Origin of the sequence: Chitinophaga terrae (ex Kim and Jung 2007), from assembly GCF_900107795.1 — a bacterium.
Taxonomy (GTDB): Bacteria; Bacteroidota; Bacteroidia; order Chitinophagales; family Chitinophagaceae; genus Chitinophaga; species Chitinophaga terrae.
Genome location: NZ_FNRL01000005.1, coordinates 115,963 through 138,065 on the forward strand (window position 1 = coordinate 115,963; position 22,103 = coordinate 138,065).

A 22,103-nucleotide genomic window follows, 5' to 3' on the forward strand; every position below is an offset into this window, starting at 1 on the left:
GTGTTCAATTCTGTGGCGCAAAATTAGGCAGGTTGATAATTTGCAGTTTCCGATAAATAGTCAATTTTTTCATCATTCCGGCCAATTTGTTTTTACCTTTGCATTATGGGTTTAATAGCATCCTTACCTGAGATTAATAAACAAAGGAATTCGGTGTTTGTAATGCACGAGAAATCCGAAAAACTGATCCCTTTGCATTCTCATAATAAAGGTCAGTTGAGTTATGTAGAAGGCGGGATCGCCTATATCACCATCAACTACAAGACCTATGTGGTGCCGGCGAGGCATTATTTCTGGATCCCGCAGGGCATGCCGCATATCCTCCGGATAGCTAATTCGGCCACCGTATTGCGTTCTTTATACTTTTACGCCCACGACGACGACCGTAACGTCTTTTACACAAAGCTGGGCATTTACCCCGCCAGCGAGCTGCTGATCCAGATGATCAATTATTCTGAGCGCTGGGATGGCCGGCATGTTACCCAGAAGGACGAAAATTTCGAGTTCCTGGTGGCGTTAAAGAAACTGCTGCCTGAACTAAACAACAAAGCTCTCCCCATCATCCTGCCAACAACAGACGATGAACACATGCAGCAGATCACCCGCTACCTGGAAAAAAATATCGCCGAACGCTTAACCCTGGAAGGGGTAAGCCGCAGGTTCAACATCAGTGAACGCTCCCTCTCCCGGCTCTTCCAGGCATCTTTACATATTTCATTCCTCCAGTATTTAAAAACCCTGAGAATGGTTAAAGCCATTGAACTGATCCTGAAAACCAACAAACCTATCAGCGATATCGCCTACAGCGTGGGTTATACTTCCATCAGTTCGTTCAGCGACGCATTCCACGAATTCACCAATTCCAGACCTACAGATTTCAGGAAGAACTGATACAATATTTTAAAATGCCAATCGTCTTCATGTCTATAAAAAGCCTTTAGTTTCTATATATACCAGGGCGGCTGGTCTTGTGGCCAGCCGCCCTTCCCGTTAGCAGACCCGATTAATATTTTTCTTCCTTAAAATATAATCTTGGTTTTTAAAATTTATTTTGCAACTTTGTTGCATAAATGAGGAAGAATTTATCACATATCATAAAGCTTGGCAGGCAGGTTCTCGCGATCCTGTTATTGGTTTGCTTTACCTATGCCACCTTTCTTCCTTTCTTTCATTCTCATACCTGTATTGAGCATACAGAAAATTTCAAGGATAGCAAATCGGGGTCAATCACTTCCCTTTGCAAGGCATGCAGCTATCACATACATCACCAGGGCAAAGATTTTGACCTGCCCTATCCTCCAACCCTGGAAGCGCCATTACCTGCCATTATAGAACATAACGGGCGTGTTTGTGCAGGTATCTATAAAATGACGCTCAACGCCTTTACCAACAAAGGCCCGCCTGCTGTAGCCGCGTAATTATTCTCCCACGCCAGGCCGCGGTACAGCGGCCGGTAATTCATTCAATTATACCTGTATCTCCGGTGGAGATGCATCGTAATCCGCTTTACAGGCAGTTCCTGCCTGCAAGGTTTAGTGCCGTATGTTTAAGAAATACTATATTCTGATATCCTGCCTGCTGGGGCTGGCGAAAGCCTTTGCTCAGGATGCCGGCTTGCATGGAAAAGTACTGACAGCCCAGGGCGCCCCGTTACCGGGTGTAAAGATCCTAATTACCCCCGGGCATCATGTTGTTACATCCGGTCCTTCGGGGAACTTTTCAGTAGCCGGGCTCAAAGCCGGCGAATTCGTGATCACGGCTACCCGGGCCGGTTACAGGGAAAAGAAAATTCCCGTAGTTATTCCCGGGGCGGGAGTAGAGATCGTTATGCACAAGCGTATAACGGAGCTGGAGGAAGTGGTAGTGAAAGATAATCATATCACTACCCGGAAAAATGAAGAATCGCTGAACCTTGATGTGATAAAAACAGACTTCATCAGGCAACACCTGGGCGGCAGCCTGATGAAAACCCTGGAACGGTTGCCTGGCGTCAAGACCATTGGAATAGGCTCCGGCCAGTCGAAACCCCTGATACGGGGAATGGGATTCAACAGGGTGGCGGTTATCGACAATGGGATCAAACATGAAGGGCAGCAATGGGGAGCGGATCATGGCCTGGAGATAGACCAGTTTGCGGCCGGGGAAATTGAACTGGTTAAAGGCGCCGCCTCATTCATTTATGGCTCCGACGCCATTGCCGGTACGATCAATGTACTCCCTCCTCCTCCGCCCGGGCCTAATACCATGGGCGGCTCCATAGAACTCATAGGCAAAACCAACAATAACCTCTATGGAGGTTCTGCCAACTTCTATGCCCGCAATAAAAAATGGATGGCCGATGGACGGGTAACCTATCAAAACTATGCAGACTACCGCGTACCTGCCGATACCGTGTATGTATACAGTTATGCAGCGGGATTGCACAAGAACTTTCTCCGGAATACCGCCGGGCGCGAATCAGGCCTGCACCTCTCTACCGGCTACTTAGGGGAACATTTCAGGTCTTTATTCTATATAAGCAACGTATACAGTAAAAGCGGCTTCTTCGCCAATGCCCACGGGCTTGAACCTCGCCGGGTAAATAACGCGCTTCACGACAGGTCATCCAGGGATATACTTCACCCCAGCCAGGAAGTCAATCATTTCAAAGTTATCAACAAAAGCAGCCTGCAAACAGGCCTGCACCTGCTGGAACTGGAGCTGGGATATCAACGAAATTTCAGGCAGGAATTCAACCAATATGTGAACCATGGTTATATGCCTTCCGTATATCCCGATACGCTTGGCATCCCCGCTGCATTGGAAAGGCAGTTCGATAAACATGTTTACTCCCTCAATTTCCGGGATAATTTCACTGCCGGCAAACATCGCATTACCGCAGGCCTGAACACAGAATACCAGGACAATAAGATAGGCGGCTGGAGCTTCCTGGTACCATCGTTCTACCAACATACGGCTGGTATTTTCCTGTACGACAAGATCACGTTGAATGACCGGTTCCTGTTGCATGCGGCCATGCGTTACGATTACGGGCGCCTGGCAATGCAGCGGTACGACGACTGGTTCCCTTCCTCCATAGAGCAGGACGGCGAAACCACAACAAAAAGACTTACCAGGGCCGAAAATCTTGCCAGAACATTCCATAGCTGGGTATGGTCGGCCGGCGTGAATTACAATGCAGATCACTTCAATGCAAAGTTCAACATCGGGAAAAGCTTCCGTATGCCTATTGCGAAAGAATTATCCGCCAATGGGGTCAACTATCACTATTTCAGCTATGAGAAAGGCGACCCTTCTTTAGCGCCGGAACAATCGTACCAGGCAGACCTGAGCCTTGGCTGGACAAGCGGCAGGTTGTCGGTACAGGTGAGTCCATTCATCAACTTCTTCCCTAATTACATCTACCTGAATCCGACTTCTGCCCATGATTATAATTATGGCGCGGGCAACCAGGTATTCCAGTACGCTCAAAGCCGGGTATTCCGCTATGGTGGGGAAATACAGGCAAGATACCAGGTTTTTGAATGCCTTTCGGCAGAAGTAAGCGGAGAATACCTGCATGCCGAGCAGCTGTCAGGTAACAAGAAAGGCTACACGCTTCCTTTTTCTCCACCCCCTTCGGCCTTGTTCAATATTACCTGGCAACCAGGGCAGGGAAAGGTTTTCAGAAAAAATTACTGCTCGCTTGATTGCAGGATAACCGGCGCCCAGAACAACATTGTACCTCCTGAGAAAAAGACGCCGGGATACCAGGTATTCAATTTCCAGGCAGGCAGCAGGATAGCGGTTGGCAGGCATGAAGTGCAGGTAAACCTGCAGGTGCAGAATTTACTGAATACCCGTTACCTGAACCATACCAGCTTCTACAGGCTGATAGAACTGCCGGAGCAGGGAAGAAATATAGTATTGAGCCTGAAAGTGCCATTCAAAATAAAAGATTAAAAAGTATAAGTATGAAGAGAGAAAATCTTGTAAAAACGTTAGGAGCCTTCGGCCTGTTGGGAATATTATTCCTGGGCAGTTGTAAAAAAGATGATAAAGCGGTAGATACCGAATACCCGACAATTGACGTAAGTGCAGCCGATGCCTTTCCAAAACAATGCAGCGAGATCAAACGTGGGGAAACGTTTGTATTCAAAGCCCGGCTGAAAGACAATGTACAACTGGGTTCCTTCTCGCTCGACGTGCATCATAATTTCGATCATCATTCGCACAGCACCGAGGTAAATGACTGTACGATGGACCCGGTAAAAACGCCGGTGAACCCTTTCCTCTACATTAAATCCTTTCCTATTCCGGCGGGTTCTTCTTCCTACTCCGCCAGCGTCGAGATCCCCGTGCCAGCGGATATTGAGCCGGGCGATTATCACTTTATGATCCTGGTAACGGACGCGGAAGGATGGCAAACGATAAAAGGATTAAGCATCAAGATCAGGTAAGCGTAAACATTTTCACACATATCAAAAATTCAAAACAAACTATGAGACGTATTTCAAAATGGTTTATCCCGGTAATTGCATTGTCACTGCTATTCACATCCTGCTCCAAAGACAAGGATGAAGTGACGCCCGGCCCTTCGCTGGCTGATATAGAAATAGGCTCCGGCAATAACATGACCGGCTATACGGGTTCCGACATCCATGTGGAAGCACAGGTAACAGCGCCGGGTACTATTGCCAACGTACAAGTAACCATTCAGCCTGCCTCAGGTACAGGATGGAAATTTGATTCTGTATACACCGCCGGTTTTGCAGGTCTGAAAAATGCGGAATTCCATAAGCATATTATTATACCTGCCGAAGCTGCTACCGGTCATTATCAACTTCGGTTAACCGTGACCGACCAACGTGGACAGAAAAAAACGCATGAAGCAGAGATTGAGATCAAAACCGATCCTACTTTGCCAACTGCTACCGGTTTTGAAGTAGGCTTGAACAGCGACGGTTCAGATCTGCACCTGGAAGCTGAAATTGCGGCCACTAATAAGATCGCAAAAGTAGAAGTGGAGATCCATGGTAACTGGGAGAAGTCTGTTACCTATACGGATGCCGCGATGGTAGGTCAAACTGCTTATCATCTTCATAAACATATCAACATCAGTGAAGCGCCCGCAGGGCATTATCATGTTCACCTGAACATTACTGATCAGAAGGGAAAGCAAAAAGAATTTGAAACGCATTTCGACAAACCTTAAGCTGTACGGTAGCCTGCCGGTCGTTCCCGGCAGGCTTTTCAAATCGGTTTTACCGATAGATCTGATTGGAAAATATTGTTTGGGAAGATTGAACAGTCTTCGGACCTTTGCGGGAGTTTTGACCGGCGCATATCAGCCCATCTAAACACAATCAGGTTATGGAATATACATTCAGAAAAGCAGTACCAGCGGAGCTGGGCCAGATCTGGGAAATCCTGGAAGGCGGCATAGCAAGAAGAAAAGCAGAAGGCAGCAACCAATGGCAGGATGGTTATCCCAACCCCGATGTTGTACGCAACGACATAGAGAAAGGATATGGCTATGTATTAGCAGATGGGAGTACTATTGTTGGTTATTGCGCTATATTGATCAACGACGAACCCGCCTACGCAGATATCCAGGGGAAGTGGGTAACAGAAGGGGACTTTGTTGTATACCACCGCGTGGCTGTTTCTGATCAATACCTTGGCAAAGGCCTTGCCCAGGTGATGTTAAAACATATAGAAGCTTTTGCAAGGCAGCATCATATCAAAAGCCTGAAAGCCGATACCAATTTTGACAACGCCGGCATGTTGAAGATATTCGAAAAGCTGGGTTATGTATATTGTGGCGAAGTGGTGTTCAGGGGTTCTCCAAGAAAAGCCTTTGAAAAAGTACTAAAGGATTAAAGACAGTTCTTATTATTCCTTGCCGATCTTCACTGCCATGTCATAAAAATCATCATACCTGTCTTCCACCTCATCAGCCAGTTCATGATCCCACAATACAACCGGGTAGTTATGGTCCTGCTGGTTCCTGTTGGTATCAAAACATAGAAGTCCCCAGTCGCTCCAGTCGGCAAAAGGGATATAACCTTTATCCAGCAGGTACTTTGTAGGATAGCCTTCGAAGATCTTCTCCGCAAGATCTGCTCTCCAGGTATTTACGGGATGAGAACAAAAGGACACTTCCCCAATCTGCAGTTCATAAAAATGCCGGTGTTTTAAGAAGGTCTTATAATCGCCGGGCAGTTTATGGCCTAACTGTTTCTCAAAATCTTCTATTTCTGCATCAGTAACTGTACTTGGGATGGGAAGCCAGGTATTCCAGTCGTCGTCGTCTTCATTGACTGGTCCTGCCATGGCAGGATCGATTTCTATTGGCAGCTTATTTAATTCATCTTCCACCCATTTGTTCAGATGAGTATCAATAATGTTTTTTATCACCTGGTCTTTCATAGCCTATTGATATTTGCAAAATGAAATTATTCTAATTCCCGGATTTTCAAGCCGGGATTTTTGACGCTGGTAGTTTCAAGAATTTGTAATTTTAGTTGTTGCCTGTGTCCCCAGGGCATCAATCATTGTTAATTCGAAAAACCAGATTATGGGACTATTTAAAAAACTTTTTGGAAAATCTGAAGCTGCCCCTGCCTTAACACCAATTGAAAAAGACAAAGTACTTGTTTACCCGATGATCAAAGATGCCCGTTGGCGGGGAACATCACGCGTTGTTCATTATCCTTTTGTGACGAATGGGGACTCATTAGAACTCACCATTGTTTTTGCCCAGGATGCAGGAGATAACTTCGAGTATATCATGCCGGCCGACCTGGAGAATGAAGCGGTGAAAGAGAACTTCAACAAATGGAAACAGAACATAGACAATTATCCATTCGAAATTGAGCGGTCTCAAACCCTGGATAACCGTGTTATCTTTGCATCAGGGAATGACCACTCCTCAGAGAAGATCCTTTCAGCTGCTTTCCTTGCAGAAGCATGTAAAGCCCTGAATACAGACAGGATCATTATTTCAGCGCCCCGCAGAAGATGCCTCATGATAACAAGTTATCATGAAGACTTCCCAATGCTTGAAAACTTTTTTTACTTCCACTTCGTAGCTTTCAGGGAAGAGGACTATGGCAATGAAGTGATCACAGAAATGGTGTTTGTTGCGGATGCCAACAAAGTAGAATATGCCGTACCGTTAGGGTTCCGTATGAACCTATATGAAAAGGACGGGCAGAGGAAATTGGTTTATTCAACAATGGATGAATTGTTTGATGAAAAGGGACAGGTAAACTTCCAGAAGATCATTGAGAAGAATAAGATCCAGGTAACTCTTCCTCCGCAACTTTCTTAAATAATACATTTTAGTTTATATAACCAGGCCGTCACTTTGGTAATGGCTTGGTTATTTATTTTCTTTCAGATATGCTGAAGAAATCTTTATCGCATATTCCATAGTAAAAATGTTCTAAATTGCCAGGCTAGAAACACTGTATGGAAGGAAATAAAATTTTTTCTGAGCTGGGAGGTTTCGTGATCTATGAACCGTTATTCCTGGAAAAATATATAGCTGATAACAAGGTAGCGAACAATGACCTGTTATCACATTTCACCAGTTCCAACGAGGGAGATGTTGTAACAGGGAACGGAGGTATAATTCCCATTACAGGAGTGCCGCCGGATTACTATAGTTTCAAGATAATAGAAGACCTGCCGCCGGCTTATCTTGTTGAATCACAGGGTTGGGTATTACAGGTTTTATCAGGAGAATTCAGGGTGACAGGGATTGGCTATTTAACTAATGTTGCAAAAATGACGGAAGATAAGAGCCTATCATTTTTTGTACCTAACGGATGGTATAAACTATCCATTACCAGTTACCTGGATGAAACGGGCGATTATACGTTTGGATTAAAGCTGACACCTGCTACCGGCAAACTGGTTTTCAGCGGCAATATGGAAACAAATTACGGGTTTGAATAAACTTAATCTTCCTGTGTTTTCCGGCCGGACGAAATAGAAAGCCGGCTCAAAGTTTCCCTGGATACGCCTATATAGGCTGCAAGCAGCGCTTTGGGTACCCGTTGGAAAAGTGAAGGATACAACTCGAACAGTTCATTATATTTTTTCTGGGTATCGTTACAAAGCAGCGAGAATATGCGACGTTGCAAGGCTACATAACCATAATTGGATTTAACCCTGAAAAAATGCTCTATTTTATGCATTTCCCTGCATAGCTTGTCTTTGTTCTCTTTTGTTATACCCAGCAGTTCACTGTCTTCCAGGCAATCGGCAAAGGAGTTGGCAACAGCGCCGTTCAGGTAGGCGGTATAATCAGAGAACCACCAGTCTTCCATCGCAAACTGCATGATATACATTTTACCACTTTCATCAAGGATGTAGGACTTCAGCAATCCTGAAACCACGAAGTATTCATAGTTTACGGGATCGCCCTGTTGTATTACAAATTGATGCTTCCTGTATTTCTTTTTCACAAAAAATGACAGCACATGGTCAAATTCGCTGTCTGTCAGCGGCACAATCTTCTCAATTTGCCGGCGAAGCATGTGGTCCATAATTCCTTGTTTGATGTGATCTGTATCACATTATAAATGTGATGCGCCTCCTTGTTTAAGGGGGCTTCCTGTATCGATCTTTGCACAAAATAAAGAAGTATGAAGAATATCGCAAAAATAGTCCTGGCAGCCTGGATACTGTTATCCGCAATTCCGGGATATGCGCAACAGTCCACAATTAAAAAATCAAAAATGAAACACAAAAAAATACTGTTTGTATTAAGTTCCGCCAACAAAGCAGGAACTACCGGCGAGGCGACAGGCACCTGGATAGAAGAATTCAGCTCCCCATACTATTACCTGCTTGCAAAGGGAGCGGATATAACTATTGCAACTCCTGCCGGCGGCGCTGCACCTGTTGATCCTAAAAGCCAGCAACCGGCGTACGTTACAGAGAGCGTGAAAAAATTTAACAGCGATAAAGCAGCCCGGCAGCAACTCAATAACACCAGGAAATTAGCTGATATCAACCCCGCGGATTATGACGCTGTCTTTTATCCGGGCGGCCATGGCCCCACCTGGGATCTGCCGCAGAACGAGATTTCCATATCCATCATCGAATCCTTCTATGCACAGGGCAAACCGGTAGCATTAGTATGCCATGGACCTGCAGCGTTAGTGAACACTAAAGCGCCAAATGGCGAACCACTGGTTAAAGGTAAAAAGGTATCTGCCTTTACAAACAGCGAAGAACAGGCAGGGCAAACCACTGCATTTGTTCCTTTCCCGCTGGAAGACCGCCTGAAAGAGCTGGGCGCTCTTTACCAGAGAGGCGCCGACTGGCAACCTTTTGCGGTTGCAGACGGAGCATTGATCACCGGCCAGAATCCTGCTTCCGCTACTGAGGTTGCAGAATTATTGTACCAAGCCTTATCGAAATAGTTATTTCACGCAAAGGCGCGAAGGAGGCAAAGAGCGCAAAGGATTTTTGGACCGAAGCGAATTTTAAGAGGCAAAGGAATAAAAATTATGTTGTGTTATATAACATAATTTCTATTCCTTTGCCTCTTAATTTTCTTTAAAAATCCTTTGCGCTCTTTGCCTCCTTCGCGCCTTTGCGTGAAATAAGCTTTGGGGTTAACTCATGGAATGATTGTATGTATTATCAGTTGAGTTGTTTGAAGTTTGCAATTCGTCTGCGGTTTGAGTGATCTTGCGCCAGTGTTTCTTCAGTTTCTGTGTTGCCTTATCTGCCAATCCATTCATATCATCCATTATTTTTCCTCCCTGGTTACGTTGTCTCATGTACATAAAAAGACCTGCACCTGCTGCACCCACCAAAGTGGCTGCTATAAGTATCTTTTTCATAAATCAGCATTTTGGTACACTTACTTCTATCCAATTATTGCGCCATGGATCTAATGCTGTACAGAATAGAGAAATAATAGGTTTTTAGAAGGAAGACCGGAGAAAGAAAGGGCGAATTTGTTGAAATGCTGCCACAGTATTGCTGTTGTGGGAGATATGCAATATTTGTGAATTACGGGCAACAAAAAACCCGTTGAAATTTTGTTTCAACGGGTTCCTGTATCCTTAGAAAAATTGGGTTATCTCTAAAGTTGCCCAACCAGGATTCGAACCTAGACAAACAGAACCAAAATCTGTCGTACTACCATTATACTATTGGGCAATTGCTTTAAACGGGATGCAAAGGTAGTGCTTTCCATTTAAAAAACAAATTTTTTGCCCGCAATAGTTATTTCCTGGTAAGCAATGTGGCTACCCCCACTGCCAGCGCGTCTTCCAGCCCACCTATCGTTCTGTCTTTTACCGGTAGTTTGCGATCTGCATACTTCCGGAGATGGAAGAACAGGAAGGTGGCGGCAGTTGCCGCTATTGCGCCAATTATAGCTCCTTTCCAGCTCTTTCCGCCTTTCGCCTGGTAAATGGTAGCCCCGGCCAGTGCGCCGGCCATAATGCGGCCTGTGAGCCCTGGGGCCGAGGTACGGTTACCCACCCACGAGGCCTTGTCTACAACCAGTTCTCCGGCTGCCATAGTTTGCAGGTAACGCATAGTTGCGTCTTTCTGCATCCACTTTAAAGGAGAATTCCGCAATTTCTCAGAAGGATGTTTATTAACATAATAACTGGCAAATGCGGGCCCAAAAGCGCTACGCATGCCGGAAACGATACCTAAACCGATCGTTTTGCTTAATGGGGAAACTTGATTGTTGCTCATGCAAAACGCGCAACAATCATTATGCCGGTCAGACTGGCCTATTCTTCCCGCAAACGCTCATCCGTGTAAGTAATATGCGTTTTGCCATGTGGAACGGGCCTTCCGTCTTCATCCACGCTTACAAACACCATTTTATCGATCGTCAGGATAGTACGCTGGGTGATCTTGTTCCTTACCTGGCAGGTTAGTGTCAATGAAGTTCTACCAAAATGTGTGGCTTTAATCCCCAGTTCCACAATATCGCCCTGGCGGGCAGAGTTAATGAAATTGATCTCAGACATGTACTTGGTAACACAGCGATTGGTGCCCAGTTGTATGATGGAATAAATAGCAGCTTCTTCATCTATCCATCTCAATAAACTACCTCCAAACAAAGTTCCGTGAGCATTGAGGTCTTCTGGTTTTACCCATTTCCGGGTGTAAAAGTTCATGACAATCTGTGTTAGTTCACTGCAAAATTAGGAACTGGATAAATAAAAAACCAGGGCTGCCCGAAAGCCAACCCTGGTAAAAGTATCCTTGTCGCTTATCTATTTTGATAACCTGGCCGCGGATGCCGCATCCAGGTAAAAGGTGCAGTCGGGATGCCGCTGCAGTATGCTGGCCGGAACCAGGTTACTCACTTCCTTTTCCAGGCTGTCTTTTACCGCCTGCGCCTTTCTTTCGCCCGGCACCGAACAGATGAGATGCCTGGATTGCATGATCTGGTGCACCGACATACTGATCGCCTGCAAAGGCACTTCTTCAAAAGTATTGAACCATTCTTCATTCAATTGCTGCTGCCGGCAAGCCTGGTCCAGGTTTACAACCAGGTAAGGCGACCTGGTCTCAAAGTCGGCAGGCGGGTCATTAAATGCAAGGTGCGCGTTCTCCCCTATCCCTACTAATGCAACATCAACAGGATGTTGTAATATCGCTGCATTCAGCCGCCGGCATTCTTCTGCCGGCTCCGCCGCCTCTCCATTGATCAGGTGTACAGATTTTAAAGCGCCTACCTTATCCAGGAACCGCTCCTGCAAATACTTCCTGAAACTCGCTTTATGCGTGATGGGCAAACCAATGTATTCATCCAGGTGGAACATATTCACTTTACTCCAGTCAATATCTTCCTTAATCAACTGTTGTAATGTGGCAAACTGGCTGGTGCCGGTGGCCAGGATGATATTGGCTTCTCCTTTTTCCTTGATCGCCGCCCGTACCAGGGCAGCGGCAGCCGTTCCCGCCTCCAGTCCTAATGCCTGCGGGTCCTTTGATTTGATTATTTTCATGAGTATGATTTTTCGGGAAATGATTATTTGTTCACTACGCCGGTAGTTCCTCCTTTTTGCAATGAGATATCAACGGGTTGATTATGTTGCCAGGCCCCGCATGTAAAATCGGGGATATCAATAGGGGCAGAACGGTTCGCAACAGACCATTCGCTTAACGGCCCTATGGCGCTCCATGCGGCTGCATCGTAAACATCCATGTCCACCGGTAAACCATTACGCAGGCAGTCGATCAACCGCCAGTCCATCAGGAAATCCATTCCTCCATGCCCGCCTACCTGTTTCGCCATTTCGCCGATCTTCTTCACTATTGCCGGTGTATACTGCTCTTCCAGTTTTTTATACTCATCTGCCGATAACCAGGCTTCATGCCCTACGGCAATCCTTGGTTCCAACGGGTATTTCTGCGCGCTGGCCCTGGTGCCGCTGATGGTATGCAACCTGGAATATACCCGCGGCGATGTAACATCGTGCTGCAAGAGGATCGTTTTTCCTTTACGGGTGCGGATAGTGGTTGTATTCATATTTCCGCGGAAATGCGCCTTTGTATATTGCTCATAACTGCTGTCTTTTGCTGCCAGCTCCACTGCTTTCTCATGCATCATAAAATCATTGCTCTGCATAGAAACCAGGTATTCCATACTATCTCCACGATTTACATTCAGCACCTGGCAAACAGGACCCAGGCCATGGGTAGGGTAAAGATTGCCATTGCGCTTTGCATTCTGTTTCAATCGCCAGAGGTCATAGCGTTTTCCCTTGTCAAAAACGCTTTCAAAAATATCGTGGATGTAAGCGCCTTCACAATGCACTATTTCTCCAAAAAACCCATGCCTTGCCATGTTCAGCGTCAGCAATTCGAAGAAATCGTAACAGCAGTTTTCCAGGATCACACAATGCTTCCTCGTTTTTTCTGATGTTTCTACCAGTTGCCAACATTCATCCATAGAAATAGCTGCCGGTATTTCGGTTGCCACATGTTTGCCGTGCAACATGGCATAAACTGCAATGGGAGTATGCAGATCCCAGGGCGTGGCAATATAGACAAGGTCAATATCCTCTCTTTCGCATACCTGTTTCCAGGCGTCTGCCTGTGCTGTATATTCCGCTGGTTGATACGGCGAATGCTTAATACGTTCTTTCGTAGCGGCGATCATTTCCGGGCGGATATCGCACAACGCTTTGATCTCGATCCCATCCAGGTACGTGATCCTTTCTACCGCAGCGGAGCCGCGGTTCCCCAGGCCGATATAGCCTATACGTACTTTTTCTATCGGCGGCGCTGCATAACCGCTCATATTGAAACGTTGCTGGTACTTCCTGGCCGCCTGTTTCCGGATATGGTCCAGGGCATAGGATCTCTTTTCTTGTGCATGGCTCATGCCCGGCAAGATAGCGCTTCCGGTGATACCTGCACCTGCCAGCCCTGCCAGTTTCAGAAAATCTCTGCGATTGTTATTCATACTCCTACTTATTTTCAGGTAATTTTTTAAATCGTTGCACCATAGCCTGGTAATGCTTCCACTCATTATCGCCAACCTCCCTGCCCGCCATGGTAACCGGATGCTTCCATTCTACTTCACTTTTACTCAATGCCACTGCCATAGGCACATCTCCCCAGGGCAAAATACCAGGAATATGTACCGCCATAGTGAAATAATCTATTCCTTCCCTGGTATCGAACCGGTAACTTAACGGGCTTCCATCCAGCACCACCTTTGCAGCCCTACCTCCCAGGGTGGTGAAAAGCAAGGAGGCTATGCCGGCCTCCTTGCTACCGTTTAAGACTACACGAACATTCCCATTTTGTTCCTGTAAATAATCAGTGATCATTTCCAGATCATTTATCCACTTGCCCTGTACCGTACCTCCCAGCCACATCACAGAACGGGCAAGCGTATGAAACGGCGGCTGACTCCCGTCTACCGTCTTCGCCATTACCGACTCCTGTTCTCCCGTGCCCCACAAATCAGGTAATACGATCCCAACTCCTTCCGTTGCCCATGCCTGGATATCAGACCGCGATACGCTGTCTTTGCCCCCGGGATGAACGGCAATTACATATCCTTTCTCCCTGATTGCAGGCGCTTTTATGAGCAAAGGAATCAGGTTTCCTGCAGTTGTTTCCAGTGCAACTCTTTCCCATCCCTGTTGGGCAGTGTATTGGTGTATAGCTTTCAGACCTGTTTGTTTGCCTGTTTTCAACAGGCGTTCCAATGCCAGCCGCTGCGCGGCACGGCTTACGGGAGCAACATTAACCAGGTCGGCTTCTCTCCTGCACCAGGCAGCGGTAGTGGCTACGCTGCTATCCCTGTTCCCGTTTTTAAAGTTCAGCAACTCCTGCATAGGCAGAGCTGTTACAGGCGGCAGCAAATGCGGCGCCCCGTTGCCTTTACCTTCCAGGTGCAGATCCATCCAGCCTATCATTGCTTCGCGGATCTCCGGCCAATAACCATGTGTAGTATTGAATATCTGGTAGCTGATCTTGTCGCCCGCCTGCAACAGTTTAAAAACGGATGCGGCATGCTGATAGCTTCTCAGCATCTCAGAAGGATAGAATGACTTGTTATTATCATTGATGGCATTGCATATTTTCAGCGCTCTGGGCGCAAGCAAAGCCAGTACGCCGGCTTCTTCCGTAAATGTGAGGCCATCTGGCAGCAATTCGCAGATGCAATTACTGTTAAGGATATACGATTCGAAAGTTCCAACACTCACAACAGGAACAGCTGCTTTGATCCGTTCATCGATCGCCGACACCCACATGGTCTGGTTGCCTCCCCCGCTGGCCCCTGTAGCGCCGATCTTGTTCTTATCTACTTCTGGCAGGCTGCAGAGAAGGTCTACTCCCCTGATATTATCTGTCAGCTGCATTCCTAACAGTGTATTGCCTGTATTCAGCAAGGAAGCCCCAAGGTTGGCGCCGTGGTATTCCGGCTGGCCGGAAACCGTTGTTCTTTCCCCCGCTCCCCAGGCATCGGCATTTAAACAAACATAACCGCTCATTGCGAGGCTTTGGGCGGTTGCCAGCACCATCTCTCCCATCCTGCCATCTTTCCAGTGCCCGTGCATATTGATCACCGCCGGAAAAGGTCCTTTACCGTCGGGCACGTAGAGATTAGCTGTTGTGTAAACTCCCGGCCTCGTCTGGAAGGTGATGTTGCGTATGGTGTAGCCAGGCTGTTGCACCCTGCCCGTTTCCTTAATGTTCAGCGGCAGATCATGGAACATTTTCACGCCGCTGGCCCGGATAATATGCTGCCTTAACTGTTGCCTGTATTGTTCCCATTCTGCAGCAGTGGCAGGCAGTACATGCGACTGAAATGCCGTTGCCGCCTGTTGCTTCAGTTGTAACTGGATAATATCTGTACGTTCTGCCGGGAACACCCTTGGCAGCTTTTCTTTCGACACAAAACCAGTTAATGACATCAAAGCAAAAAATGATACGAGTAATTTCAATGATATATGATTTTAGGCGTTAAGATCAATCCACATCCCACCAGAGGCGGGTAGCTGCATTATCGGGTCCTCCGAGCAGTTTTTTTCCTTTTTCCAGTTCCTCTTTGTTATTCGCCGCTTCAGAACTTGGATAAGGCAAACGTTTGATGAACGTTCCCTGCGGCAGGTCGGCATTCTCCGATTGTACAACGGGGTACATGGCCGGGAACCCGCTCCGCCTGAACTCAGCCCAGGCTTCCCTCCCGTCAGGGTAAATAGCCAGCCATTTCTGCGTACCGATCTGCTGACGCTGAACGGCCGGGGAAGCGCTGAATTTAACCGGGATATTGGCAACAGCAGGCGAATTTTCCAGGTCGCCAGGCGCTGCCGGCAAACTTGTTCCCTGTATGTAAGCTTTAATAAGCTCTTCATCCTTAATACCCCAATACTCCATGCTAACCGCTATTCCTTTTTCATACAATTCCTGCGGCGTACCTCCCATATTCCAGCCGTTCACTGCCCCCTCTGCCCTTAGCAACCATGCCTCTGCAGCCATCATCACATGTTTGCGGGCTGCCAGCTGCGGCATCCACAATTTATTATCAGCGCTCCATACAGCCCAGTAAGATCCCGCGTTGGAAGTTTGGGCCGCCTGGTTAAGCGGGTTGTTTAATGAAATAGCGGATGATCCGTTCCTCACTCCCCTGAATTCTCCCGTTGCCACAGCCGGCTGGTAGAAGATCTTCATCCTCGGATCGTTGTATCCTTTCAGGTAACTGGCCATCGTGGAACTCATACTGAATTCGTTATAGGCAGCCACATTGGAAAGCCCGTTGCCATCGCCTCCGAGGGTAGATTTTTCCATAGTGGCGGTATGCGACGCATCTGTCATCACTCCCGCGGCTACCGCTGCTTCCGCCTCCTGCTTTGCCCTATCCGGCAATACCTTTGAAATACGTAAGGCCAGTCTTAAACGTAAGGTATTCGCAAATCTTATCCACTGTTGCACATCACCCTTATAGATCAGGTCATTATCTGCAAACACGGTGCTCACTCCCGACGCTTTGAGGTTCTTCACAGCATGGTCCAGTCGTTTGAAGAAATCGTCGTAGATCTTGTCCTGTGCATCATATGCAATCACGTCCTGTGCTTTGCCCGCATCAAAATACGCAACAGGACCGAAATAATCTGTCAGGTAATGAAAAGCCAATACCCACATTATTTCTGCCAGCGCATATTCGCCCGACGAAGGATCGGTATTCTCGAAGATCGTACGCAACTGCGGCACCGTTTGTACATAAGTTACGATTCCCGGCCTTGGCAACCAACCATCGTTGATGGCATACCTGTCTGTCTGGAAATTATTTGTGTTCAGCGCATAATACTGTGCATACAGATCGGCGTACAGGCTCTGAACTGTCTGGTAATAGCCCTGGTTAAGGCAGGCAGCCGATTCTGCTTTTGCGAACATGAAAGGCAGTTCCGCTTTTGTAATCCCTGTAAGACTGCTGGGGTCCTGGTTCAGCGAATCAAAATTCTTGGTACAGCCGCTTCCCAAAAGCAGCAATGCTGGAAGTATATATTTCAGTTGTTTTTTCATGGTTGTTGTTTTTTTTACCGGACTAGAAAGAAACCTGCAGGTTAAGGCCAAAGCTGCGCAATGCCGGCGGCAGGCCTGCTTCGATACCCTGGTAATTGCTTGTTCCCAGGGCCGACTCAGGGTCCACAGGCAAAGTGCGCTTGCCAATACCTGGTATATCGAGCAACGATTTTCCCCGGTAAAGGAAAAAGAGGTTGCGTCCTGTAAAAGAAAGACGTGCATGTTTCACCAGCTTGTTTTCAAAATCGAAATCATAAGCCAGCGATAATTCCCTTAACCTGAAATTGGTAGCGTTGAAGGCGAAAAATTGCCCTCTGCCGTCGCGCCCTCCAGACGAAAGAGAGGTCCATAATTTTTCTGCGGTGATTGCAGTAGTATTAGTGCTGCCATCTGCTTTTACGCCCGGCAATATCAACCCGCCATCCCTGAATTTGGTTGTATAGTCGGCAACGCCATAGTAAGCAAGCAGCGCATCAGTACCGGATATAACTATACCGCCTACACGACCATCCAGCAAAAACGAAAGGCTGAAATTCTTGTATTGGAGCTGGTTATTCCATCCCAAAGTATATTTAGGATTGAAGTTGCCCAGGTACTGGTTATCCTGCACGACAGGCAATCCATCGGGCCCGATTAAATACTGACCTGTTTTCTCATCTTTCTGCCAGCCAAATCCATAGATATCACCGTATTTACCTCCTGCTCTCATCTGCAGCCGGCCAAAGTTACCGGAGGATGATAAAGTGGCATAATCGATCCCCTCTTTCAGGTAGAGCACAGTGTTTTTATTCGTAGCGAAATTCACCGCTGTATTCCAGTTGAAATCTGCTTTCCTGACAGGAACTGCATTCAGCATGATCTCTAATCCTTTATTTTCTACATTCCCCGCATTGATGTACTGGTCGTCGAACCCGCTGGCCAAGGGAAGCCCGAGAAATAATAACTGGTTAATGGTATTGTTTTTATAGATAGTTGCATCGATGCCTAAACGGTTATCAAAGAACTTCCATTCCAAACCGGCTTCATACGACTTTGTCTGTTCCGGTTTCAGGTTATTGATGGCTTTTGTATTATCGCGGGAAACAAACCCTTTTCCTGCACCCACGTTATAGTTGTATAACTGCAGTAACATATAAGGACTGGCATCGTTACCTACCTGCGTATAAGCTGCTCTTACCTTGCCGAAAGACACCCACTCCGGCAGCTTAAAGATATCAGACACCACTGCAGATAGTCCTACAGCAGGATAGAAATAACTATATGGTTTTGGAAGAGTAGATGACCAGTCGTTCCTGGCGCTTACGTCGAGATAGAGGTATTGCCGGAAATCCAGTTGGGCATTGCCATAAACCGACTGTATCTCTTTTTGCACGGTAGTATTGGTTGTAACGGGTGCGGTGGCGAATGCGAGGTTGAAGCGGTTAGGAATACTTAAACCGTTAGCGAGGATCTGCGTATTGTAACCGCGGCTGTTCAGCAAGCTCCCTCCCAGGTTATAGGAAACATGGAAATCGCCGGAAATTTTATTGTTGCCAGAAAGCAATACATCCATGTTCCTCTCCCAGTGGTTGACATAAGCTTCCAGGTAACGTCCTCCAGGTTGCACCGGCAATACTACTGTTCCGAAATAATAGGAAGCAGTTATGCGATCGTCGTACCTGTCGAGGCTGTACCGGCCCTGTAAACTCAGCCAGTCGGTAAGTTTATATTTGGCGGACCCCATCAGCATAATGCGGTTCCTGGATTCGTCGAGGCTGTTCCGGTATACATCCCAGTAAGGATTTTGGAAGGTAGAAGAATTGGTCCAGTAAATGGGATAAGGTTGCCCGGTTGCGCCGATACCTTCAAATTTCTTCAACGAGTCTTCACTCAGGTCCCTGGGCATCAGGTAAGCTTCGTTGGCTACGCCCTGGTCGCCCAGCCTGGGTTTGTTCTTTATTTCCTGGCTTACATAGGTCAGCTTAACGTCGGCGGTTAAACGGGGCAATACATCGGCCGCTACGCGCACATTTAATGTATTCCTGTTTAGCCTGTTCTTCGGAATGATGCCGCTGTTGGAATTGTTGGTGTAGGAAGCGTATCCCCTGAGCTTATCGTTGCCACCGGAAATATCAACGGAGTTATTAACGGCAACGCCTGTATTAAAAAAACTTCTTACGTTGCCGGGGTAGGTAGTGGTTTTGGCTCCCCAGCTGGTAGCAGCCCTGGTACCTGCCTGGCCCCCGTTTCCTGAGCCGTAGGTATCCTGGAATTTCATCAGCATATAAGGCTGGTCCAACGATACGCCCCCGTTATAGTTCACTGCCAGCTTGCCGCTTCTTCCGCTTTTAGTGGTAATGATAATGGCCCCGTTGGCAGCGCGGCTACCATACAAAGCCGCAGCTGCAGGGCCTTTCAGAATGTTCACTGATTCTACATCCTGGGGATTGATGGTGGCGGCTCCATCGCTCCCCGCGTAGCTGCTGCTGATGCCTTTAGGTTGAGTGGAAATGGCGTTGGCAGATCCGCCTCCATCTTTTTCTGTTGACATAGTATTATCGATAGGCACACCATCTACCACTATCAGGGCATTATTGTTGCCGGAGATAGACCTGTTACCGCGAAGCACCACTCTTACAGCGCTTCCCGGCCCCGAAGCAGCAGGGGTGATAACTGCCCCGGCTACTTTACCGTTCAGCGTGTTCATGATGTTGGCGCCAGGATCTTTCACTGTATTGATAGCAACATTGTCTAACTGCTGGGTAGAATAGCCCAGCGATCGTGTTTTACGTTCTATACCCAGGGCTGTTACCACTACTTCATTAAGGCCCGTGGTACTGGCTTGCAGCCTGACATCTATGTTGGCGCGGCTTTGAAGTGGGATCTCCTGTTTGTCGTACCCGACAAAAGAAAAAACCAGGATGGCATCTTCCGGCGCTTCCAGCTGGAATTTGCCTGAGGCGTCGGTAGTGACGCCTTTAGAAGTTCCTTTGATCGCAACACTTACTCCAGGGAGTGGCGACTGGTTACCAGCATCTTTTACCGTGCCATGAATAGACCGGTTTTGTGCAGATAGTTTTCCTGGTAAAACAATAATGATCATGAGCAGAATATACAGGTGAAGTCTCATAACACAAACGATTTTTAATGGTGATCCTGGTTGCTAAAATCTTCATACAAAATACACTACTCAAAATCTTTCAGCAGAAAATTCACCGAGAACGTTCTCGATTCCTTATATTTATAGGTATAGCCAACAGACCTGTAAGAGAATGCGCCGACACTATGCAACCATAAAGGATATTGCCTATGCACTGAGTATTTCTGTTTCCACAGTTTCCAGGGCGTTGAGAGACACGCATGATGTGAATGCCGACACCCGCAAAATGGTGCTGGAAATGGCTGCCAAACTGAATTACAAGCCTAATTTCAATGCAACAGGACTGGTAAAGAACAGTACGCATAACCTGGCAGTGATACTACCGGCTATTACTAACTATTATTTCTCGACTGTTTTTACGGGCATACAGGAAGTGGCTTACAGCAACGGGTATAACCTTATCCTGTATGTAACCAACGATGATGCTGCCAGGGAAGAGAATATTGTACGCAATCTTTCGTTCAGCAGCCTGGATGGATTATTGGTTTCTGTTTCCAGTAAGGCGGATGCCAGTCACTATTTCCAGGAGATTATTGACGATGGAGTACCTGTAGTATTTTTTGACAGGGTAGTAGAAAATATCAGGACCTCGAAGGTGATGCAGGATGATTATAACGGGGCTTATGAAGCAACAGTACACCTGATCCGCAACGGTTACCGGAAGATCGCGCATATCACGGGGCCGGCAGGGCTTACGCTTACAGAAGCAAGGCTGCAGGGCTATTTAGACGCATTGCAAAGGCATAAACTGGCTGTAAGGAAGAAATGGATCATCCATTCCGGCTTTTCACAGCAAAGCGGGGAAGAAGACGCCAGGCAACTATGGAAACTGAATGATAAGCCGGATGCTGTTTTCGCCGTGAACGACAGGAAAGGGATCGGGGCGATCATTTCGTTTAAGCAGCTAGCGGTACAGGTAGGAAAAGAAATAGGGATCATCGGTTTTACCAACGATCCCATGTCTTCTATTATTTCTCCTTCGCTGAGCACTATTGCCGAACCGGCGTTTGAGATAGGGCAGCGAAGTTGCCAGCTTTTATTGAATCATATCAGGAAGAAGCATTTCATTCCTGAAGAAGTGATACTGCCGGGCAGGCTGATCGTGCGTGAAAGCAGCCGGCGCAGTTAGTTCTTTTGTTCATCTTTAGGCCAGTGAGGCTGGTTATGCAGTTCCACGGGCTTTTTCTCCCTGGATCTCACCTTCAGGTTCAACATCTCGATAAATACAGAGAATGCCATTGCGAAATAGATGTAGCCTTTAGGAATATGCTGATCGAAGCTCTCCGCGATCAGGGATACGCCGATCAACAGCAGGAAAGATAAGGCCAGCATTTTCACTGTTGGATGTTTGTTCACAAAGTTGCTGATCGGTTCTGCAGCAACCATCATTACCCCTACTGCGATGATCACAGCAGCGATCATAATTTCTACATGATCTGCCATTCCCACAGCCGTTATAACCGAATCCAGTGAAAATACGATATCCAGCAATAAGATCTGGATGATCACCTGCCAGAAACCGGCTTTCTTTGTATTGGCGGCAGAATGGTCTTCCCCTTCCAGTTTATCATGTATCTCGGCGGTACTTTTGTAAAGCAGGAACAGCCCTCCAAGCAGGAGTATAAGATCCCTTCCCGAAATAACTGTTTTTTCCAGCCAGGAAGAATTAGAAACGCCTACCCAGCTGCCGATGTTAAACAGGGGTTGGGTAAGCGACATGATCCAGCTGATAGACAGCAAGAGCAATACTCTTACAAACATGGCGAGGCCAAGTCCTACCAACCTGGCTCTTTTTTGTTGGTGGCCGGGAAGTTTGTCGGCCTGGATAGAAATAAAAATAATGTTGTCGATCCCGAGAACGATCTCCAGTACAGTTAGCGTCAACAAGCTCATTAGCGCGTCGAAGGTCAGCAGATGTTGCATGAATTATAGGTTGAATGAT

Annotated in this window: 21 protein-coding genes and 1 tRNA gene; 10 read left to right on the forward strand and 12 right to left on the reverse strand. The window is 47.0% G+C overall.

Translation table 11 applies throughout. The features are described 5' to 3' along the window. Window positions 1-105 precede the first annotated feature (105 nt). The 6 genes from BLV62_RS06980 to BLV62_RS07005 all read left to right on the forward strand — a co-directional run bounded on the left by BLV62_RS06980 (window position 106) and on the right by BLV62_RS07005 (window position 5,862). Complete coding sequence (locus BLV62_RS06980) at window positions 106-891, forward strand: AraC family transcriptional regulator (RefSeq protein WP_089760076.1); 786 nt, start codon at window positions 106-108, stop codon at window positions 889-891. A 179-nt stretch (window positions 892-1,070) separates the two neighbouring features. Next, window positions 1,071-1,418 carry a hypothetical protein gene (locus BLV62_RS06985; RefSeq protein WP_089760078.1) on the forward strand — a complete coding sequence of 116 codons (348 nt, stop codon included), beginning with the start codon at window positions 1,071-1,073 and terminating at the stop codon, window positions 1,416-1,418. Between the two features lie 124 nt (window positions 1,419-1,542). Continuing rightward, a complete protein-coding gene (locus tag BLV62_RS06990) occupies window positions 1,543-3,942 on the forward strand; it encodes a TonB-dependent receptor (RefSeq protein ID WP_089760080.1) in 2,400 nt (799 codons plus the stop codon). A gap of 11 nt (window positions 3,943-3,953) precedes the next feature. Continuing rightward, window positions 3,954-4,439, forward strand: coding sequence for a DUF4625 domain-containing protein (locus BLV62_RS06995; RefSeq protein WP_089760082.1), 486 nt, complete (start codon window positions 3,954-3,956; stop codon window positions 4,437-4,439). A 41-nt stretch (window positions 4,440-4,480) separates the two neighbouring features. Continuing rightward, a complete protein-coding gene (locus BLV62_RS07000) occupies window positions 4,481-5,194 on the forward strand; it encodes a DUF4625 domain-containing protein (protein WP_168927819.1) in 714 nt (237 codons plus the stop codon). Window positions 5,195-5,352: 158 nt separating this feature from the next. Further along, entirely contained in the window at window positions 5,353-5,862 is a 510-nt protein-coding gene (locus BLV62_RS07005; RefSeq protein WP_089760085.1) for a GNAT family N-acetyltransferase, read from the forward strand. 12 nt (window positions 5,863-5,874) lie between these two features. Here the strand turns inward: BLV62_RS07005 and BLV62_RS07010 are convergent, their stop codons facing one another. Continuing rightward, a complete protein-coding gene (locus tag BLV62_RS07010; RefSeq protein WP_089760087.1) occupies window positions 5,875-6,411 on the reverse strand; it encodes an SMI1/KNR4 family protein in 537 nt (178 codons plus the stop codon). A gap of 148 nt (window positions 6,412-6,559) precedes the next feature. On the opposite strand from BLV62_RS07010, the gene BLV62_RS07015 reads away from it, so the two are divergent. Both BLV62_RS07015 and BLV62_RS07020 read left to right on the forward strand, forming a co-directional pair. Beyond that, entirely contained in the window at window positions 6,560-7,315 is a 756-nt protein-coding gene (locus tag BLV62_RS07015) for a DUF1444 family protein (protein ID WP_089760088.1), read from the forward strand. Window positions 7,316-7,455: 140 nt separating this feature from the next. Next, complete coding sequence (locus BLV62_RS07020; protein WP_089760090.1) at window positions 7,456-7,944, forward strand: hypothetical protein; 489 nt, start codon at window positions 7,456-7,458, stop codon at window positions 7,942-7,944. Between the two features lie 2 nt (window positions 7,945-7,946). Here BLV62_RS07020 and BLV62_RS07025 read toward each other — a convergent pair whose 3' ends face one another. Continuing rightward, complete coding sequence (locus BLV62_RS07025; protein ID WP_089760092.1) at window positions 7,947-8,537, reverse strand: Crp/Fnr family transcriptional regulator; 591 nt, start codon at window positions 8,535-8,537, stop codon at window positions 7,947-7,949. 99 nt (window positions 8,538-8,636) lie between these two features. Between BLV62_RS07025 and BLV62_RS07030 the strand changes: the two genes are divergently transcribed. Further along, window positions 8,637-9,419: a type 1 glutamine amidotransferase domain-containing protein gene (locus BLV62_RS07030; RefSeq protein ID WP_089760094.1), complete on the forward strand. Its 783-nt coding sequence runs from the start codon at window positions 8,637-8,639 to the stop codon at window positions 9,417-9,419. 195 nt (window positions 9,420-9,614) lie between these two features. Here the strand turns inward: BLV62_RS07030 and BLV62_RS07035 are convergent, their stop codons facing one another. The 9 genes from BLV62_RS07035 to BLV62_RS07075 form a co-directional block, all read right to left on the reverse strand. Next, window positions 9,615-9,845, reverse strand: a complete 231-nt coding sequence (locus tag BLV62_RS07035) for a hypothetical protein (protein ID WP_089760095.1) — start codon at window positions 9,843-9,845, stop codon at window positions 9,615-9,617. Window positions 9,846-10,096: 251 nt separating this feature from the next. After that, window positions 10,097-10,167 (reverse strand) — tRNA-Gln (locus tag BLV62_RS07040). A 66-nt stretch (window positions 10,168-10,233) separates the two neighbouring features. Then, entirely contained in the window at window positions 10,234-10,716 is a 483-nt protein-coding gene (locus BLV62_RS07045) for a DUF4126 family protein (protein WP_089760097.1), read from the reverse strand. 38 nt (window positions 10,717-10,754) lie between these two features. Then, window positions 10,755-11,147, reverse strand: a complete 393-nt coding sequence (locus tag BLV62_RS07050; RefSeq protein ID WP_089760099.1) for an acyl-CoA thioesterase — start codon at window positions 11,145-11,147, stop codon at window positions 10,755-10,757. Between the two features lie 99 nt (window positions 11,148-11,246). Beyond that, window positions 11,247-11,984 carry a glucosamine-6-phosphate deaminase gene (locus BLV62_RS07055; RefSeq protein ID WP_089760101.1) on the reverse strand — a complete coding sequence of 246 codons (738 nt, stop codon included), beginning with the start codon at window positions 11,982-11,984 and terminating at the stop codon, window positions 11,247-11,249. A 23-nt stretch (window positions 11,985-12,007) separates the two neighbouring features. Beyond that, on the reverse strand, window positions 12,008-13,447 hold the full coding sequence (locus tag BLV62_RS07060; RefSeq protein ID WP_089760102.1) for a Gfo/Idh/MocA family oxidoreductase: 1,440 nt from the start codon (window positions 13,445-13,447) through the stop codon (window positions 12,008-12,010). 4 nt (window positions 13,448-13,451) lie between these two features. Next, a complete protein-coding gene (locus BLV62_RS07065; RefSeq protein ID WP_168927820.1) occupies window positions 13,452-15,395 on the reverse strand; it encodes an alpha/beta hydrolase family protein in 1,944 nt (647 codons plus the stop codon). 73 nt (window positions 15,396-15,468) lie between these two features. Continuing rightward, the gene (locus BLV62_RS07070) at window positions 15,469-17,022 is read right to left on the reverse strand and encodes a SusD/RagB family nutrient-binding outer membrane lipoprotein (RefSeq protein ID WP_089760105.1); all 1,554 of its coding nucleotides are present in this window, start codon (window positions 17,020-17,022) and stop codon (window positions 15,469-15,471) included. A gap of 22 nt (window positions 17,023-17,044) precedes the next feature. After that, on the reverse strand, window positions 17,045-20,131 hold the full coding sequence (locus BLV62_RS07075) for a SusC/RagA family TonB-linked outer membrane protein (protein ID WP_089760107.1): 3,087 nt from the start codon (window positions 20,129-20,131) through the stop codon (window positions 17,045-17,047). A 142-nt stretch (window positions 20,132-20,273) separates the two neighbouring features. Here BLV62_RS07075 and BLV62_RS07080 point away from each other — a divergent pair, with 142 nt between their 5' ends. Continuing rightward, window positions 20,274-21,290 (forward strand): LacI family DNA-binding transcriptional regulator, encoded by a 1,017-nt coding sequence (locus BLV62_RS07080; protein ID WP_089760109.1) that lies wholly within the window; start codon window positions 20,274-20,276, stop codon window positions 21,288-21,290. Here the strand turns inward: BLV62_RS07080 and BLV62_RS07085 are convergent. Further along, complete coding sequence (locus BLV62_RS07085; RefSeq protein ID WP_089760111.1) at window positions 21,287-22,084, reverse strand: TerC family protein; 798 nt, start codon at window positions 22,082-22,084, stop codon at window positions 21,287-21,289. The two genes, BLV62_RS07080 and BLV62_RS07085, sit on opposite strands and share 4 nt — an antisense overlap. Window positions 22,085-22,103 lie beyond the last annotated feature (19 nt).

Coding starts and splice junctions, on each gene's coding strand:
- BLV62_RS06980 (WP_089760076.1), top strand. CDS start 106: ATGGGTTTAATAGCATCCTTACCTGAGATTAATAAACAAAGGAATTCG.
- BLV62_RS06985 (WP_089760078.1), top strand. CDS start 1,071: ATGAGGAAGAATTTATCACATATCATAAAGCTTGGCAGGCAGGTTCTC.
- BLV62_RS06990 (WP_089760080.1), top strand. CDS start 1,543: ATGTTTAAGAAATACTATATTCTGATATCCTGCCTGCTGGGGCTGGCG.
- BLV62_RS06995 (WP_089760082.1), top strand. CDS start 3,954: ATGAAGAGAGAAAATCTTGTAAAAACGTTAGGAGCCTTCGGCCTGTTG.
- BLV62_RS07000 (WP_168927819.1), top strand. CDS start 4,481: ATGAGACGTATTTCAAAATGGTTTATCCCGGTAATTGCATTGTCACTG.
- BLV62_RS07005 (WP_089760085.1), top strand. CDS start 5,353: ATGGAATATACATTCAGAAAAGCAGTACCAGCGGAGCTGGGCCAGATC.
- BLV62_RS07010 (WP_089760087.1), bottom strand. CDS start 6,411: ATGAAAGACCAGGTGATAAAAAACATTATTGATACTCATCTGAACAAA.
- BLV62_RS07015 (WP_089760088.1), top strand. CDS start 6,560: ATGGGACTATTTAAAAAACTTTTTGGAAAATCTGAAGCTGCCCCTGCC.
- BLV62_RS07020 (WP_089760090.1), top strand. CDS start 7,456: ATGGAAGGAAATAAAATTTTTTCTGAGCTGGGAGGTTTCGTGATCTAT.
- BLV62_RS07025 (WP_089760092.1), bottom strand. CDS start 8,537: ATGGACCACATGCTTCGCCGGCAAATTGAGAAGATTGTGCCGCTGACA.
- BLV62_RS07030 (WP_089760094.1), top strand. CDS start 8,637: ATGAAGAATATCGCAAAAATAGTCCTGGCAGCCTGGATACTGTTATCC.
- BLV62_RS07035 (WP_089760095.1), bottom strand. CDS start 9,845: ATGAAAAAGATACTTATAGCAGCCACTTTGGTGGGTGCAGCAGGTGCA.
- BLV62_RS07045 (WP_089760097.1), bottom strand. CDS start 10,716: ATGAGCAACAATCAAGTTTCCCCATTAAGCAAAACGATCGGTTTAGGT.
- BLV62_RS07050 (WP_089760099.1), bottom strand. CDS start 11,147: ATGAACTTTTACACCCGGAAATGGGTAAAACCAGAAGACCTCAATGCT.
- BLV62_RS07055 (WP_089760101.1), bottom strand. CDS start 11,984: ATGAAAATAATCAAATCAAAGGACCCGCAGGCATTAGGACTGGAGGCG.
- BLV62_RS07060 (WP_089760102.1), bottom strand. CDS start 13,447: ATGAATAACAATCGCAGAGATTTTCTGAAACTGGCAGGGCTGGCAGGT.
- BLV62_RS07070 (WP_089760105.1), bottom strand. CDS start 17,022: ATGAAAAAACAACTGAAATATATACTTCCAGCATTGCTGCTTTTGGGA.
- BLV62_RS07075 (WP_089760107.1), bottom strand. CDS start 20,131: ATGAGACTTCACCTGTATATTCTGCTCATGATCATTATTGTTTTACCA.
- BLV62_RS07080 (WP_089760109.1), top strand. CDS start 20,274: ATGCGCCGACACTATGCAACCATAAAGGATATTGCCTATGCACTGAGT.
- BLV62_RS07085 (WP_089760111.1), bottom strand. CDS start 22,084: ATGCAACATCTGCTGACCTTCGACGCGCTAATGAGCTTGTTGACGCTA.